This window comes from Deinococcus apachensis DSM 19763 (assembly GCF_000381345.1).
In the GTDB taxonomy this organism is placed as follows: domain Bacteria; phylum Deinococcota; class Deinococci; order Deinococcales; family Deinococcaceae; genus Deinococcus; species Deinococcus apachensis.
Genome location: NZ_KB906422.1, coordinates 17,594 through 31,578, shown reverse-complemented (window position 1 = coordinate 31,578; position 13,985 = coordinate 17,594). Strand labels below are relative to the sequence as shown.

General features: G+C 66.3%; 14 protein-coding genes. 5 read left to right on the top strand and 9 right to left on the bottom strand.

All coding sequences use genetic code 11. The annotated features are described in order from the left end of the window. Positions 1-196: 196 nt before the first annotated feature. Positions 197-2,152, top strand: coding sequence for a tetratricopeptide repeat protein (locus tag F784_RS0120385; protein WP_157465413.1), 1,956 nt, complete (start codon positions 197-199; stop codon positions 2,150-2,152). A 266-nt stretch (positions 2,153-2,418) separates the two neighbouring features. Here the strand turns inward: F784_RS0120385 and F784_RS24950 are convergent, their stop codons facing one another. From F784_RS24950 to F784_RS0120370, 3 genes are all read right to left on the bottom strand, one after another. Continuing rightward, complete coding sequence (locus tag F784_RS24950) at positions 2,419-2,901, bottom strand: DUF6714 family protein (RefSeq protein ID WP_019588568.1); 483 nt, start codon at positions 2,899-2,901, stop codon at positions 2,419-2,421. 14 nt (positions 2,902-2,915) lie between these two features. Continuing rightward, complete coding sequence (locus tag F784_RS0120375; protein ID WP_019588567.1) at positions 2,916-3,692, bottom strand: carboxypeptidase-like regulatory domain-containing protein; 777 nt, start codon at positions 3,690-3,692, stop codon at positions 2,916-2,918. Positions 3,693-3,866: 174 nt separating this feature from the next. Continuing rightward, a complete protein-coding gene (locus F784_RS0120370; RefSeq protein WP_083939310.1) occupies positions 3,867-4,676 on the bottom strand; it encodes a carboxypeptidase-like regulatory domain-containing protein in 810 nt (269 codons plus the stop codon). Positions 4,677-5,015: 339 nt separating this feature from the next. Between F784_RS0120370 and F784_RS0120365 the strand changes: the two genes are divergently transcribed. The 4 genes from F784_RS0120365 to F784_RS0120350 all read left to right on the top strand — a co-directional run bounded on the left by F784_RS0120365 (position 5,016) and on the right by F784_RS0120350 (position 7,832). Further along, positions 5,016-6,038: a hypothetical protein gene (locus F784_RS0120365; RefSeq protein ID WP_019588565.1), complete on the top strand. Its 1,023-nt coding sequence runs from the start codon at positions 5,016-5,018 to the stop codon at positions 6,036-6,038. Next, positions 6,038-6,598, top strand: a complete 561-nt coding sequence (locus tag F784_RS0120360; protein WP_019588564.1) for a DUF3592 domain-containing protein — start codon at positions 6,038-6,040, stop codon at positions 6,596-6,598. The genes F784_RS0120365 and F784_RS0120360 overlap by 1 nt, the downstream gene beginning before the upstream one ends. A 135-nt stretch (positions 6,599-6,733) precedes the next feature. Then, entirely contained in the window at positions 6,734-6,922 is a 189-nt protein-coding gene (locus F784_RS0120355) for a hypothetical protein (protein WP_019588563.1), read from the top strand. Between the two features lie 94 nt (positions 6,923-7,016). Continuing rightward, positions 7,017-7,832, top strand: a complete 816-nt coding sequence (locus F784_RS0120350; protein ID WP_019588562.1) for a hypothetical protein — start codon at positions 7,017-7,019, stop codon at positions 7,830-7,832. 567 nt (positions 7,833-8,399) lie between these two features. Here the strand turns inward: F784_RS0120350 and F784_RS0120340 are convergent. The 6 genes from F784_RS0120340 to F784_RS24055 form a co-directional block, all read right to left on the bottom strand. Then, positions 8,400-9,029 carry a hypothetical protein gene (locus tag F784_RS0120340; protein ID WP_019588560.1) on the bottom strand — a complete coding sequence of 210 codons (630 nt, stop codon included), beginning with the start codon at positions 9,027-9,029 and terminating at the stop codon, positions 8,400-8,402. 103 nt (positions 9,030-9,132) lie between these two features. Beyond that, entirely contained in the window at positions 9,133-9,465 is a 333-nt protein-coding gene (locus tag F784_RS0120335; protein ID WP_019588559.1) for a hypothetical protein, read from the bottom strand. Then, entirely contained in the window at positions 9,465-10,265 is an 801-nt protein-coding gene (locus tag F784_RS0120330) for a peptidase associated/transthyretin-like domain-containing protein (protein ID WP_157465412.1), read from the bottom strand. Before F784_RS0120330 ends, F784_RS0120335 begins: the two co-directional genes overlap by 1 nt. Before the next feature lie 56 nt (positions 10,266-10,321). Further along, positions 10,322-10,744, bottom strand: coding sequence for a hypothetical protein (locus tag F784_RS0120320; RefSeq protein WP_157465411.1), 423 nt, complete (start codon positions 10,742-10,744; stop codon positions 10,322-10,324). A gap of 149 nt (positions 10,745-10,893) precedes the next feature. Next, complete coding sequence (locus F784_RS0120315) at positions 10,894-11,721, bottom strand: carboxypeptidase-like regulatory domain-containing protein (protein ID WP_211211922.1); 828 nt, start codon at positions 11,719-11,721, stop codon at positions 10,894-10,896. A gap of 55 nt (positions 11,722-11,776) precedes the next feature. Continuing rightward, positions 11,777-13,966 carry an ATP-binding protein gene (locus F784_RS24055; protein WP_019588555.1) on the bottom strand — a complete coding sequence of 730 codons (2,190 nt, stop codon included), beginning with the start codon at positions 13,964-13,966 and terminating at the stop codon, positions 11,777-11,779. Positions 13,967-13,985 lie beyond the last annotated feature (19 nt).

Genomic DNA, 13,985 nt, shown 5'->3' with positions numbered 1-13,985 from the left:
CCGTTTTTGGCCTTGCCGTTCTTGACGGTTTGAACACTTCCGCACACTGGGCACTCGGGCACCCCAGTCGTACATCACGTCCCCGTAACCACTACACTCAACCACACGCCGGGTGGCGCCCGACTCCTCCTCACCGTATGGCGGCGTGAGCGCGAACATCACCCGAAAATCACGCTGGTCCTCGTACGTTGCCCCCGTGAAACGAGCCCTGTTTTTCAGACCGCCCCATCCCGCTCGCCGAAGGCTTCGCTTCGGCCTGATGCTGTTTACGCTCACCACGAGTCATGCGCTCGGCGCAGCGGTGGGAATCGAAGGATCACCCGTCCTGCGAGGCGTGCAGGACACGCAAGTGTTCGACGACGTGAGCGTGAACGAGGATCTCCAGGACGCCTGGAGTGCCCTTGGGCCGAAACCCGTCGCCTTCACGCCCCTTCCCCTTCCCCAAGCGATTGCGAACCTCGAGAAGCTCATGGACGCCCGCGGGGGCAAGGCCGCGCGCGCGAAGCTCGAAGCGGTCCTCAAGGGGCGCTCTGCCCTGCAAGCGAGCGAGATCGCCGCCGCCGCCGTCCTCCGGCAGCGTCCCGTCGCCGCCGTGCAAGCCCTGTTGTTCGCGCACCGTGCGGAGCCAAAGCGCGCGGCGCACCTCGTCAACCTCGGTGGCTTGACCGCCACGCTCGGTTTGCCGAACGAGGCCCTCGCCCTGCTCGCCGAGGCCGAGAAACTCGGCGGTCACCCGCGCGCTGTCCTGCTCAACAACCGAGGGCGGGCGCTGATCCTGGTGGGACGGTACAAGGAGGCGGAGGTCGCCTTGCGCGAAGCCGTGAAACTCGACGCTTGGCTGTCCGAAGCGAAACGCAACCTCGCGCTTGCGCTGTACACCCAGAAGAAAACGCAGGAGGCGGTGCGCTTCATGCGAGGAGGACGGCGGCGCTCACCTGAACTGGCCAAGGACGCTGCCGAAAAGCCGGTCGAACCCGTCACGATGAACGGTCCCCAGGACGAAGGTGAAGCCCAGGCGGGCGTTGAGCATTGGGCACCTTCCGCGCTCGTGTTCGACCTTTCCCGTGCGAAGGACGGCCACCTTCCCGCCCTGCCGTTTCCAAGGGACGTTGCCGGACTTCCACAGTACGCGAGGAGAATGCAGGCGCTCCGCCTGGAGTACGTGCAGCGGGCCCAGAGCCGGGCGGCCCGCACGAATGCCCTCGTCGAACAGATGCGGCAGCGAGGCGCGTCGGGAGACGCCGTTGCCAGCGCCCGCGTCGCGGCCATCTCCCACGTCATCGAGGCCTACCGCTCCGAGCCGTCCGTGCGAGCATTGTGGAGCAAGGTCGATCAGCACGTGCACTTCATGGACCCGATCAACGAACAGCTTGGCGAGGTGATCGGAGAATCTACTCTTGCTGAGATCCCCGAGGTCGCCGCCTGTGGAAGTGACACGCGTTGCCAACACGAGGTCCAGGAAAGACATCGTCTCCTGCGGTGCGCCGCCGTGACGACGGCCTTCGGAAAGTGGCGCGCGGGCATGCGCGAACTCGATAGCCTCACCGCTCAGGCGTTTCGCCCGACGTACCGCATCCTCACGGGGTTGATTGGCAACGTCAGCGATCCCCTCACGTATGAACTCCTGAGGCTCGAACTGCAAAGTCGGGTCGAGACGCTCATCGAGACGGATGTGCTCGTCCCAGCGCAGCAGGGCGCGGACCTGTGGACAGTCGTGCAGGCGACCACGCCGTGCGGCAAGACGCCCGAACTCGAGCAGGAGGTCGCGGCGTCGCTTGAAGAGCCAGGCCCCTGCCCGATTCGTGATCCTTACAAGGTCACGCTCGATTTCGTCGTTGCGGAGGTCAGCTTCAATTGCGAAAAGGTCGCCGTCGAAGTGGAAGGGCCGGGGCTCGTGCTGGTCGACTCGTTCGCAGAAGTCGAATTCGCCTTCGAGGGCCATATGACGGTGTTCGCGGGAGTGAAAGCTGGCCTGGAAGTCGGCGCGTACCAGGTCGGGCCAGGCGGAAAGGCTGGCTGTTATCTCACTGTCGATCGTTCCCTGCAACTCGTGGATGTGGGGGCCAAAGCGTCCGTTTCCGATGGGGGGAAGGTCGGAGGGTACGGCCTCGAAGCCGAGCAGGAGTATCCGATCAGCTTCATCAGTTCCTGAAGTTCGAATGAGTGCGGAAGAGCGGGAGCCTCACGTCCAGGCTCCGCTCTTCCTGCTCCGTGCTCGACATCCTCAGGAGGAGATGGCGATGGGCGTCGCCAGGCGGGTCGCACGTGGCCGCAATCCGGGAGGCCGCCGAATAGGATGGTGATCCTGGTGCTCCACAGCGTCTTCTGCCCCTGGTGGTCCGCCCTGAGCCTCAGGGGCGTCTTCGTGCCGTCCTTGTTTGCGACAAACGCCCCAGTTCCCGATCTTCCGCGGCCAGTTCACGGGTGCTGCGCACGCCGGGCCCAGTACACCCAGGCGTCCGTATACACGGCTGCACGGCACTCCAGAATGGGGTCCTGCGTCTCGGCGTACTCGAGGTAAGCGGCGATCACGGCCGCCTGCTCGGCGGTGATTCCCCCGAACCTCGCAACGCTGTACCGGGGCCACAGACCGAGCAACACCGTGTCGGCTGTGTCCGTGGCATACAGCGGGTCGTGCGAGAGCACATGCGTCAGGTACGCGGGCGCGTAGTACGCGAAACCTACCGCGTCCAGAAAACTGAACGGACGGTGCATCTCGAGATCCTCGCCCGACACCTCCCACCACGGCCCCTGGAAGTCGAGGGCGCGGGCCCGCTCCCGCTCCCGAAACGAACCGTACCGGTCGAGCACCCGCGCCTCGCGGAGGGTTACCCCCCCACCCAGTGTCACGTCCGTGAACGCCCGGCGGATACGGGTGCGAAGGTTCTCGGCTTCAGTCATCGTCCTCCTCCCACTCAGCGGGACACGGCGATGGGTGTTTCGAGGAAGGTGGCGTAGTGCCCGCAGTCCGGAATGCCGTCGAAGAGCACGGTGATCTTCGTGCCCCACGTCGTCTTCTGCACGCTGTTGTCCGCCTTGAGCTTGAGGGGCGTTCTCGTGCCGTCCTTGTTCACGACGAACGCCCACAGGTCGTACCGGCCCACCGGGATGTCCTTGACGCCGTTCCCCGCGTAATCGGTGTACTCCCAGTCCTCCCCGGCGCTCCCATCGATGAGCCTGCCGTTCGGCAGGAGGTGAACCTCCAGAATCTCGTTCGGCTGGATGTTGCCGGGCATCGTCACCGACTCGTTGTAGAAGCGCAAGTTGCCGCCCCACATCTTGCCGTCGTACCCGCCTTCCGCCTCGCCGCGCATCTTCCAGCGAAAATTCCGTACGGCACCTGCTTTCGCGTTGAACACGTCGAAGTCGCCCGAAGTCTCACCGCCCATCCGAATGCACGCCTTCTCGCCGTGATAATTCACGACCTTGTACGCCTGCGCCTGATACGGGGCGAGGGCCGGATTGAGTGCGGGGGACTGGTATTGGCCCTGCGCGTCCGTCCTCGTCTTGATCAGCCCACTGAACGACACGGGCTTAATCCACACTTCCGCGTCCGCAACCGGCTTGCCCGCCGCGTCGAGGACCCGGCCGGTCAGGGTGTTGGGAACCGCTCTGGTGCTCGTGCCCGCGCTGCTCGCCGCGAAAGCCGAAAGGACCAGGCCTGCCACTGCCGTCATCAAAATGATTTGCATACGTTCTCCCCGACTCTCCCGTGCGTCACCTTCTCAGCAGGTTCTGAACTTGTGCCAGCCGCCTTGAGGAAGGAGGTGCGGAACCGCTTGAGACCCAAGCGGTTCCGCACAAAGTCCCTTCCCCTTCGAGCGGACAGGTCATCGGTTCCCAGCAGAATTGTTCTTGCGCCGTGCTTACCGGGAGATGGCGATGGGGGTCGAGTGGAACGTCGCGTAGTGGCCGCAGTTGGAGAGGCCGTCGAACAGGATAGTGATCGTGGTGTTCCAGCCGGTTTGTTGAACGTCGTTGTCGGCCTTCAGCCTCAGGGGCGTTTTCGTGCCGTCCGCGTTCACCACCACGGCGGACATGTTGTAGCGGCCCACTGGAACGTCCTTCACGCCCTGCCCGGTGTGAACGGTGTAGTCCCACTCCTCGCCCACGCTGCCATCAATCAGCGGGCCGTTGGGGACGAGCTTCACTTCGAGGACCTCGTCCGAGCGGACCATGTCGGCGTCGTCCGTCTCAGGGTCTTTGTAGAAGCGCAGGTTGCCGCCCCACGTCTGGTCGTCGTACCCGCCCTCGGAGGAGCCCTGCATCTTCCAGCGGAAATTCCGCACCGCACCATCCTTGGCATTAAACACGTCGAAGTCGGCGGACGTCTCACCGCCCATCCGCACGCAGTTTTGCTCGCCGTGGTAATTCACCACCTTGTACGCCTGGGCCCGGTACGGCGCGAGGGACGGGTTGAGTTCAATCGACTGGTAGCGGCCCTGCGCGTCCGTTCGGGCTTTGATCAGCCCCTGGTAGGACACGGGTTGAATCCACACTTCCGCATCAGCGACTGGCTTGCCCGCCGCATCGAGAATCCGTCCGCTCAGGGTGTTTGCGGTTGTCCCTCCTGTAGGAGAGGTAGGGTTAGGGTGGCCCGTGTTCGTCCCCGTGCCTCCCGCCCCACAGGCCGAGAGGACCAGGACCGCCGTCATCGCCATCATGATGTTTCGCATTGATTCTCCCTCGGCACTCGTTCTGTGCCTGGTGTGCCTCATTCGGCACAACGGGTTTAACTTGCCCGGGACACCGTGAAATTCGGATGATCCGCCCAGCGGCAGATGCCGAGACCGCATCCGACACCTCCAAAAACCACGGCGCGGACGTGAGCGTGAGTCGCTCACCCGCCAAAGAGCAGGAAAGTGGTCGTGACACTGGGTGTTGGGCATGGGGGGCCGCATCAAGCCCTCGCGCGACTGTCGTCACCTCCACGCCCCTTCATCCAAAAATCACGGCGCGGCTGGCACCTTGACCCCCGACGCGGCGAGAAGTGGTCGTCGCCTCGCGGAGGAACCATGAACCTGCCAGCACGCACCTCGATCTTCGCCCTCACCGCCCTGCTCGCCGCCCCCGCCCTCGCACAAACCCGCCCCACTACTCCGCCCACCCGCGTCGTGCAGGGCACCACGCAACTCGCGGGCGACGTCGGCGTGATCGGGAAGACCTACACAATCGGTAAGGGCACGAACGCCATCAATTTCACCCTCACGGGCGCGGAGTTCAGCGTGTCGCGCGTAACGGTCGGCAACAACGTGTACGCGCCGAAGGCGGACGAGAAGCTGCTGATCCTGCACTACACCGTGCACAATCCGCAGAAGGTCGACAAGCCGTACTCGTGGAACAGCCTGACCTTCACCGTCGTGGACGCGCAGGACGTCAATCACGTCCACGACAACTACGTCGGGCGCGACGGCACCTCGAACGTCCTCGATATCACACTCAAACCCGCTCAGAAGGTGGGCGCGTACGCGGTGATCGCCGTTCCCGCCTCGGGTCCCGTGCCCAAGCTCATCGTGAGTGCGAACGACCAGCAGGGCGTGGTGCGCTATGACCTGCGTGGCAAGGTGAAGGCACTCGCCGCTCCCTTCGCGGACCCGGCGGACACGACGAAGGTGACGGCGCTCGACGCCGTGCCCATGAAGGCGGGCGCGTACGGCCCCCTCGGGTACTTCGACGTGAAGCTCGACTCCGTCGCCTACGCGAACACCGTCAAGGGTCAACCGCTCGGGAACGGGGAGCGCGCCCTCCTCGCCAGCCTCAGCGTTCGCAACGGCACCGCGAAGACGGCAAGTCCGCGAGGCTGGAACTGGGACACCTTCAAGATCAGCCTGCGCGACGCGGAGGGTGAGGCCACCGCGTACGACGACTACCTGTTGAAGGTGTCTCGTGACGACAACGCCGACGGGACCCTGAAGCCCGGCGAGGAGGCGCGCTTCCGGGTGTACTTCAAGCTGCCCGCTAACGTGCAGGGACGGAGCATCAGCGTGGCGGAAGGGGAGTCACGCGCGCTCGTCTTCGATGTGAGCCACGCCCGGTAATGCTTCGGGTCATCGCAGCCTGGCCGCTCGAACGCCTGGTGGGCCTGGGGCTGGTGGCGGCCGCGCTCATCTTCACGCTGCTGCTTGGCGCGTTGGCGCAGAGGGGACTTCGGAGCCTGACATGGCCGGTGATTGCGGGTGTGGTGACGCAGAGCCGAGTGTCCTGGAGCCTTTCCGACGGAAAATCACGGTATTCCGCGCAGGTCGAGTACACCTACGACCTCGCCGGGCACGCGTACCGCTCCCGAACCTGGACGTACCGCTCGCAGGAGCCGACCGAGGCGTTCGCGGGCAGGATAGTGGCCCGGTACCCGGAGGGGCATGCGGTGAGCGTGCATTACGACCCCGCAGCCCCAAGCCGCGCCGTGCTCGAGCCAGGGACGGACGTGTTCGTCCTCGCCGCCCTCGGAGTGAGCGCCCTGATCCTGATCCTGGGTCTCGGCCTCACCGTCAGCACCATCCCGCCCGTCTCAACCCTGCTGGAACAAAGTGGACAGCACGCGGCGAGGCGGCGCCTGGAAGCGCGGCGGGCGAACGCGCGGGGTCCGCAACGCTCGTAACAACGTTCACCTGTGGCGGCCTCGTCATGGAGCGCTCTTCCTAGGCCCCGCCACGCAGCGGGCCATCCCCAGGTTACGGCGCGACTCCGGCCGATGGCCTGAAGTCCCCCGCCTGTCTCACCGGAAAGGACCACCGTGAACCTGCTGAATTCGAGTCCCGCCTCTCGTTGGTACGTGCTGCGGGTGTGGTTCGAGCAGGACGGGTCCCGGCGGGTGTGGCGCGCCTCCCTTCGGCTGAACGAGAAGCGCCTGCATTTCTCGTCACCGGATCTCCTGCTCGCCTACCTCGACCGCGAAGTTCTGCACGACGGGGAGCGCACGTGAGCGTGCCTTCCCGCCCCGTTTCCCAAAACGCCGTGTGCGTTTGGGGTCCTGCCTTGCCTGCCACCGTCGCCGCTCCCCCGGCCTGGAGAAGTTCATGAAACACGCTCTTTGGACCCTGCCCCTCCTCCTCGCGCCCATCGCGCTCGCCCAGGTCAGCAAGCCTCCACCCATCACCAAAGTCGGTGACGTGTACCTCACACGAACGCAGATCGCGGTCCCCGGCATGCCCGCGCAGGTCACGGCGGCGGTCACCGCCTCGTTCTTCCGCAGTACGTCGTCGCTCGCCGCGCCGCTCACGCGGGAAGTGTGCGGTGTGCAAGAGGGTGGCGACGGTCCGCTCGGCCTGACCAGTGTGCCCTCGAATGCTTCGCCAGTCGAAGCACCCACCTTCCTCGACGCTGGCACGCCCCTCGTCCTGCGCGCGGGCTCGAAGGGGTATGCCCAGCTCAAGCGCACGCGGCAGGGCTCGCGCATCTCCTATGTGTCCACGGTCCCGACGCTGCCCGCTCCCCCCCCCGGGCTCGTCCTCGACATCCCGGGCGCCCCGGGTGGCTTTCCGGCCTTCAAGGGTGTGGAAGTGCCCCCGTCCGACCTACCGCGCCTGACCGTGCCGACACGCGACGAGGACGTGACTCCGAGCACGACCTTCCGGTGGTCCAACCCCACCCACGACGCAAACACGACGGTGCTGCTGATGGGGATGCAGGAGGACCCGGAACTGGTGGTCTCGTGCCTGGTGCGGGACGACGGAACGTTCTCGTTTCCCCCGGAAGTCGTGGCACAACTGAAGGCAAAGGGCTTCACGAGCGGAATGCTGACGGGGGTGGGCCGGACGTCCGGCCGGACGTACCGCTCGGGCGACGCCGCACTGAGCGTGAGGAATTTCGTGCTCGCCCTTGGTGAGCGATGACCCCATCGCCATTCAGGCACGTCGCGGTCGCGGCCACCCTGGGCCTGTCCTTCACGGGAAGCGCGTTCGCCGCGCCGCAGGGCAGACTTGGGTACCTGCAGGGCGGGTCCGCCTGGATTCGCCCGCAGGTAAAAGCATGGGCATCCTGGAAAGGACCAGCTGGACCCTGAAATACGAGCTCGTCTTCCGCGAGGACTTCGCCACCATGCAGGAATTACGCGATGGTGGCGTTCGTTTTCGTGATTGATACAACCACGTTCGGCTGCACTCGGCGCTGGGGAATGCCTGCCCCCAGGCTCAGCTGCTGCAGACGGTAAAGTTTCGCATCGCCGCCTGAAGGTCTTTCTGGAGCACTACCAGGCTCGTCCCATGCTCGTGGACTCGAAGGGCGAGGATCACCCGCGAGCAGCGTCACTGCGCATTTCGAGCCGGACGACAACCGCATTCGGCTCGAAGTCGCCCTGCCTTAACCTTGCACGAAGGACATTCTGATCGGTTTTGCTTCGGTCGCGGTGTACGGTCGGCCCTTCGATTGCCCGCGCCTCGGCTTTCTCGCGGAAAAGTCCTTCACGCCCGCTCGAGAGCGAGGACGCATCGTCGCGCATGCGTGAGGGACCTTGCCAACCACACCCACGCCAACCCGAACAACAGCGTGGGAAGCAGGGTGAACTCAAAGCCGTCGTCCCGGTCCGCCATCCCCGCGGCGAAGGACGCGAGCAGCAGCAACCCCAACAGCCCGACCTGAGGGCGCAACCTGGGAAGTTGTGGATTCGCACGGGCCGTGATGGCTCCGAGCAGGGAACCCAAGGCGAAGACGCCGTACCCGATCACCCACGTCGGCCAACCGATCCTCGAAGAAGGTGCGGTCCGCCAATCCCCCGTGTACGGCATCGATAGGATCGCATGTCCGACAGCAGCGGTGCACAAGCCGAACAGGGCCAGTGACAGCAGGACACGTGAAAGGAGCTTGTTCTTCGGCTCCAGCATTTGCACGGCGGTCAGAAGCGTGAAGACTTGAAGCGGGTAGGGAAGCAAGCCAAGAGCGTACCAGGCGTCCTGAGACACACCGAGAACGACTGCATGGTCGGGGCTGGCGTCAAGGCCGTGCGCGACGATGTGCATGCCGGAGAAGAAGAGGTAGAGCGTCCCTCCAACGATGCCTGAAACTCCGGCAAGCTGGAATTGCTTTTCTTGCAAGGCGGTTCCTCTCTTTTTCTGAACCCGTTCTGCCGAAATTTGGGGCGACTGGAGGTGGCTGTGCTCCGATCGCGAGCAGGTCACCCGGACGAGGCGTCGGCCGTCATCGGTCGCAAGGGAATCCTCCGGACGCGGCGCGGTATGCCCTGTCGTTCTGCGCGACCTGGATCACGGTCAAAGCGCACCGACCGACGCCCGTGACGATCAGCAGCCCTGCGAGCACCAGGGACGTCCGGCGGTCTCGTCCGCTGCCGATCACCCCGAGGAGGGCCGCCACGACTCCGCTTCCCGCGAGGTAGAACGGCAGGACGCCGAGGTTCGGAGCGCACACGGGCTTCGAGAAGTCGGCGTACGTCTCGAAGCTCAGGGGCGTACTCCACGCGAGGACGATCACGAGTGCGGCCAGCGCGTAAGAGCCTCGTGCGAGCAGGCGCATCAAGGCAGGGTGACGTCAAGGCGAATTTCGTAGGTGCCCGCTCCCGACCGCGCAGGCTCGAAGTCGCGCACGACTTCCTTGTTCCACGCTTCCGTGCCTGCCGCTCTCACCAGCATGTCGACGGGCGAACGTTCAGGAGCGACGTAGCGCGCCGTGACGCGGTACTGTCCGAGCGGCACGTCGAATACGCCTGTCCCGTTGGGGGACGGGCGCACCAACTTCGTGACGACGCTGCCTGGACTGCCGTCGATGAGCGGTCCGACCGGGCGCAAGGTCAACTCCACGAAGCGCGCTTCGATGATCGTGTCGAAGTCCTTCTCGACCGGGATCGCGAGCACCGCTCCGCCGTACGTGCCGTGTTTCGCGCCCTCCTTGTCGCCCGAGAGCTTCCACACGAAGTTCTGCACGCCGCCCTCAGCGCTCGAAAACGTATTGTATGCCACAGGGTGCAGGTCCAGGACGTACGTTCGTCCGTGGTAGGAACGCTCGATCGAGGCGTACGCTCGCCACGAGTCCTGCGGCGTGAGGCGCACTCGGTACTCACCTTTGGCGTTCGTGCCGCCCCGGATGTTGCTGTTGTAGTACACGGTGCTGCCCACGACGATCTTCGCGCCCACCAGAGGTCGGCCTCTTGCGTCCGTCACGACGCCCTTCGCGAAGTTCGCTTCTGGAGAGATCGTGTTGGCGCGTGGCGAAGCGCTCTGTTGAGAAGCGGTGCTGCCCACGCTCAGGATCAACGACACGGCCACGGCGCCGCTCGCCTTCATAGCCCGCCTCATCCACTTCCTCGTGTCGTTCATGGGGGAAGCGTAGCGGTGCCATCGTGATTTTCGAGTGACGACTGGTCGTCTCGCGGTCAAGCGCCGAACCGCTCAAGCCGTTCACTTCGAACGCTCCTTGGTCCGCGGGCGCCCGGCGGAAGCCGCCAATCTTCCAGGATGATATCGGCGCGACCGACGATCAAGCGCGCGTACAGACGGGCGATGCTGGCTTTCAGAACTCTCCCGAAGTCGTCATCTTCCCGCGCGTGGCCTCGCTCCCGAAGGGCGGTGCCGGTATACTCGACGAAGTTGACGTAGCGTCGATTGCCGCGTCGAACTTCGAAGCTCATCGTGTAGTCGGAGCCGCCTCCCTTGCGCTCCGAGAAATCGAACGAGACGCGCGTGAACACGTGACAGGTCGCTGACTCCCCATCGTGCGACCATACGTCGTGTCCTCCGGCTTCCTCGCTGCGAATCTGCTCAGCCTCAATTGTTTGAGCGAGCTCCATCTCGGTCATTCGGTCGAGGGTGAACGGCCCCGAGTACGAGATGCCCGAATCCGAGCAGACGTCTCCTGGACGAACCGCGCTCAAGGGTGAGACCCCACCTCCGGCGAGGGCGGGACTCGCGGTCAGGATCACCGCGAGAAGGACCGAACACGGGCCCTTCACGGTTTGGCCAGCCAGATCGGCGTTTGCTTGAACGTGCCGCTGTGTCCGCAGGTGTCGAAGCCGTCGAAGAGGACGGTCGTGGTGTTTCCAAGCCGCTCCTCGCGGGGGCTTGTCCCGGCCAGAAGGGGTGTCTTCGTGCCGTCCGCGTTCTTCAAGGCCACCGAGAGCTTGTAGGCGCCCACAGGAACGTCGCCCAAGCCCTTGGAGACTTGCACCGTGCGCTTGACGACGCTGCCCTTGCTGCCGTCGATGAGCGGCCCCTCGGGCACGAGCGTCACCTCGACGGTCGCGTCGCGGTCGACGGCCAGGTCGTCGTTCGTGTCGATGCGTTCGAAGCTCAGCGTGCCGCCCCAGGTGTCGCCCCCGTAGCTTGACGACGGCGAGTCGGACTCGCCGCGAATTCGCCACACGAAGTTGCGCGCCGCACCCGCCTTGGCGTTGAACGCCTCCTGATACGGTTCGGGATCGCCCGCCATGCGCAGGCAGTACCGCCGATCGTGGTACTTCACCTCCTTGTAAGCGTACACGTAGTACGGGTTCGTGGCGGGATTGAGCTCGATCGACTGGTAGCGGCCCTGCGCGTTCGTGGTCGTCGTGATCGTGCCGCGAAACATCGCGGGTTCGATGATGATCCTGACGCCTGGCACGGGCTTGCCGCGCTCGTCGACCACCCGCCCGCTGACGGTGTTCGGGGTAAGTTTGGTGGACGCGCCCAAACCCAGCGCGCCGAGGGACAGGACGGAGAGGGCGAGGGGAAAGGTCTGGATGGGTCGTGGCATGGTTGCTCCTTCGGCCGCCCGGGTGTCGGGTACACGGGCGGGCATGGAAGGCAGCGTAATCACCCCAGCATGATTTTCGGGTGATCTCTGGGAGCCTCGTTCAGCTGACGGCCTGCGCCCGGGTGTCCGCCGAACGTCGCTCTTCCAGGCACCGCTCGACCAGGGCCTGTTGCTCGGGCGTGCGGGCGACATCGGCCAGGCGGCGGAGGGCCGTCTCGTGCCGTTCGTCCAGCACCCCGGGGCGCAGCACGTCCCGGATCAGGCTCGCCCACACGCCGAAGGCCGCGTCGAGTTCGCCGTTCGCCTCCAGGATGGTCGCCGCCTGCTCGAGGGCCTCGGCGGCTTCCACGAAGCGGAGGGCAGCGCACGCTGCCCCCGCCGCCGCCCGCAGCCCCGGGACGGCGCGGCCCGGGTCGCCGCCTTCGAGCCAGTGCCGCGCGATGCGGGCCGGGTTGCCTCCCTGGCGCTCCAGCACGCGCGCCGCGCTGCGGTGCAGGGCCTGCCGCACGCTGACCGACATGGCTGCGCGCACGCTTTCGTACACCAAGTCGTGGCTGAAGCGTCCCCCCGCGAGCACCTGGGTCCGCTCGAGTTCTTGCCAGGCAGGCAGCACGTCGAGCAGCGGCGCGTCCAGCACGGCGGCGACGAGATCGAGGTCGAACTCACTTTGCAGGACCGAGGCGGCCTGTGCGAGCAGCAGGGCCCTGGGCGAGAGGCGCCGCAGCCGTTCCGTGATGAGCGCGTGGACTTTCTCGGGGACCGGGGGGACCTCCTCTCCAGCGGGCCGGGCCTGGTCCTCGAGCAGGTGTTTCACGGCCTCCAGCAGAAAGAGCGGATTCCCGCCGCTGGAGCGGGCGAGTCGGGGCGCGTGCCGCTGGACCTCGGGCAGCTTCAGGCTGACGAGGAGGCGCGTCGCGGCCTCCTCGTCGAGCGGCTCCACGTCGATCCACACGCCGAGGCCCGCCGCCACCATGCCCCGGAGATGGCCCTCCACGGCGGGCGGCAACTGGCCGCGTCGGTGGGCGGTAAGCATCGGCACGACGCCCCCGTTCGGATCGAAGGGCACGAACCGGGCAGCGATGGACGCCCCCAGCTCCATGCTCGCCGCGTCGTAGTACTGCGTGTCGTCCGCGATCACGCAGGTCATGCCCTGGCTGATGCGGAAGGCGAGTTCCCCCGTCGCCGCGAACAGGCGCTCCTTGTCGGCGGGGGACGTGAGCGGGGGGGGCCTCGTCGGCCACAGCTCGGGCAGGAGGAGCGAGAACGGCTCTCGGACCCAGTCGGGGAGCTCCAGGTCAGGACGGCCGCGCAGCAGGCCGCGCCACACCCGGGCGTACGTGCCGTAGGGGACGGACGTGTCCCCAGGCCGCCCGTCGAGGTGGAACCAGCGCCCCTTGCTCGCCGCGAATTCCCGCATCAGGCGGGTCTTGCCGACCCCCGGGTCCCCGCTCAGGATGATGCCCTGCCCCCGCGCCCAGGCCTCCTCCATCACGGCCCACTCTCGCTCACGTCCTGCCAGCACGGGCGGGCACAGGACGGCGGGGGGAATGACGCGCTGCGGCCGTGGGGCAGCGGGGGGTAGGGTGCTGCCGAGCCGGATGGTGTTCACGAGGTCGAGGGTGGTGGGGAGCGGCGCCGCCCGGTGCTCGCGCCGGAGCATGTCCTCACAGCGGGCAAAGGTGTGCAAGGCACCTTCCCGGTCCCCCACCAGGTATTGCAGCCTCAGGAGGCGAACGAAAGCCTCCTCGGAGGTCGCGTCCTCCACCAGCAGCCCCTCGGCCCACCCCAGCGCCTCCTCATACGCGCCCCGCTCCTCCTCCCGGGCACTCAGGGCGGCCAGCGCCTCGCGGCGCCACCCCCGCCACCGCGCGCGCTCCCCCCGCAACCAGTCGTCGAACTCCGGGCAGTCGCCGTACACGTACCCCCCCAGCACCTCGCCGCCCCCCTCAAGAAAGGCCGCGTGGTGCCCCAGCAGGAACAATTCCCGCAGGTCGAGCGCGTCCACGCGCGCGTTCTGCGAGAGGCGCACGACGTCGGCGCCGACGACGAGGTCCTCCCCGACCGTCAGGCGCAACTTGCGCAGCAACTGCACGAGGTTGTTGCGGGCCGTGCTCTCCCGCGAGTCCGGCCAGAGCAGGCCCGCGACGCGCGAGCGGGTGCCGCCGCCGGTCAGGGCGAGGAACGCGAGGACTGCCGCGGTCTTGCGGTCGAGTGGCCTGGGGGAACTGCTCCCCCCGAGCCAGGTGGGCGTGCCCAGAACGGCGACACGCACGGTGGACTGTGCAGACACGGTGAGATGATAGCAAGCA

Excerpts from the sequence above, each read along its gene's own strand:
- F784_RS24950 (WP_019588568.1), bottom strand. The coding sequence starts at position 2,901 with ATGACTGAAGCCGAGAACCTTCGCACCCGTATCCGCCGGGCGTTCACG.
- F784_RS0120375 (WP_019588567.1), bottom strand. The coding sequence starts at position 3,692 with ATGCAAATCATTTTGATGACGGCAGTGGCAGGCCTGGTCCTTTCGGCT.
- F784_RS0120370 (WP_083939310.1), bottom strand. The coding sequence starts at position 4,676 with ATGCGAAACATCATGATGGCGATGACGGCGGTCCTGGTCCTCTCGGCC.
- F784_RS0120365 (WP_019588565.1), top strand. The coding sequence starts at position 5,016 with ATGAACCTGCCAGCACGCACCTCGATCTTCGCCCTCACCGCCCTGCTC.
- F784_RS0120360 (WP_019588564.1), top strand. The coding sequence starts at position 6,038 with ATGCTTCGGGTCATCGCAGCCTGGCCGCTCGAACGCCTGGTGGGCCTG.
- F784_RS0120350 (WP_019588562.1), top strand. The coding sequence starts at position 7,017 with ATGAAACACGCTCTTTGGACCCTGCCCCTCCTCCTCGCGCCCATCGCG.
- F784_RS0120335 (WP_019588559.1), bottom strand. The coding sequence starts at position 9,465 with ATGCGCCTGCTCGCACGAGGCTCTTACGCGCTGGCCGCACTCGTGATC.
- F784_RS0120330 (WP_157465412.1), bottom strand. The coding sequence starts at position 10,265 with ATGAACGACACGAGGAAGTGGATGAGGCGGGCTATGAAGGCGAGCGGC.
- F784_RS0120320 (WP_157465411.1), bottom strand. The coding sequence starts at position 10,744 with ATGACCGAGATGGAGCTCGCTCAAACAATTGAGGCTGAGCAGATTCGC.
- F784_RS0120315 (WP_211211922.1), bottom strand. The coding sequence starts at position 11,721 with ATGCCCGCCCGTGTACCCGACACCCGGGCGGCCGAAGGAGCAACCATG.